The 1499-nt window shown below is 37.7% G+C and carries 1 protein-coding gene; it reads right to left on the reverse strand.

Going from position 1 to position 1499, the window contains the following annotated elements; genetic code table 11:
- On the reverse strand, positions 1-1337 hold a 1337-nt coding region (locus CDZ78_RS20310), incomplete at its 3' end, for a type I restriction-modification system subunit M (RefSeq protein ID WP_087871569.1).
- Between the last annotated feature and the right edge of the window lie 162 nt (positions 1338-1499).

A 1499-nucleotide genomic window follows, 5' to 3' on the forward strand; every position in this document is an offset into this window, starting at 1 on the left:
ACAAAGCTATGTTTTTCGACCTCTTCAAGCGTGGCTGATTTACAGAAACCTTTAATATCTTCATAACCTTCAGTCTTGCGCCATTTATGATAGGTCTGCTCAATTTTCTCTATATCTTCAGGAGCAAATTCACGGTGCACCCGATCTTTCATGAAACCCATTTCTGAAGCATTTATAAATAAAGTTTTTCCTTGTTGTAGCGTTTTCCCTCTGCGTAATATCCAAATGGTGGCAGGAATTCCAGTGTTGTAAAAAAGCTGTTTAGGTAGAGCCACGATACAATCAACTAGACCATCTTTGACCATATTTGTACGAATACCACCCTCACCTGATGTGTTAGAGCTTAAACTACCATTAGCAAGTACCGTTGCCATGACACCATCAGGAGCAAGGTGGTAAAGCATGTGCTGCATCCAAGCAAAATTAGCATTTCCTTTTGGCGGTACACCATATTTCCATCTACCATCTTCTATTAATATTTCTTGCCCCCACTCTGATTGATTAAAGGGGGGATTAGCTAAGATATAATCAGCTTTAAGGTCTGGGTGGGAATCGTTTAAAAAACTACCTTCTGTATTCCATGTCACAAACTGCGAGTTAATATTACGAATGGCAAGATTCATCTTTGAGAGTTTCCATGTGGTTTGGTTGGATTCTTGCCCGTAAATTGTAATGTCTTGAATATTACCTTGATGCTCTTCAACAAACTTTTCACTCATGACAAAAATGCCACCACTACCACAGGCTGGATCATAGACCCTGCCCTTGTAAGGCTCTATCATCTCTACCATTAACGTAACGATGGATTTTGGTGTATAAAACTGTCCACCTTTTTTACCTTCTGCACTGGCAAACTCACCTAAGAAAAATTCATATACTCGCCCAAGAAGGTCTTTGGAATGTTCTTTTTGTGCTTGAAGTTCAATATCGGAAATAACATCAATTAATTGTCCTAAAGAAGTTTTGTCCAGATTGGGCTTTGCATATACTTTAGGCAGAACATTTTTTAATTCGCTGTTCTCCTTTTCTATGATGCTCATAGCTTCATCAATAGCTACCCCGATTTCTGGCAATTTTGCTTTAGCTTGTAGATTCTTCCAACGTGCATCTTTTGGTACAAAAAATATATTTTCTGCCAGATATTCATCCCTATCTTCTGGGTCAGAATATTCATCATTGTCTAATCGATCATAGAGTTCTTGAAATGAGTCAGAAATGTATTTTAGAAAGATCAAACCCAACACGACATTTTTATACTCTGCCGCATCAATATTTTTTCTTAAACGATCCGCTGTGTTGAATAAAGATGCTTCAAAGTTATTATTTCCGTTTGCCATTATTTTCTTTCTTGGTTGAATTTATTTCGATTGATGGAATTGAAACGCTTTAAAGGGTTCTGTCGCAATAATTATCAAAAGCACAGACCTCCTGGTCTTCAGGCATAACTATCCTGCTAAAGCCATAAACTGCTTATAAGCAGGAATATTTTCCTCAGACAA

It is taken from the genome of Bathymodiolus platifrons methanotrophic gill symbiont (genome assembly GCF_002189065.1).
Classification (GTDB): Bacteria; Pseudomonadota; Gammaproteobacteria; order Methylococcales; family Methylomonadaceae; genus Methyloprofundus.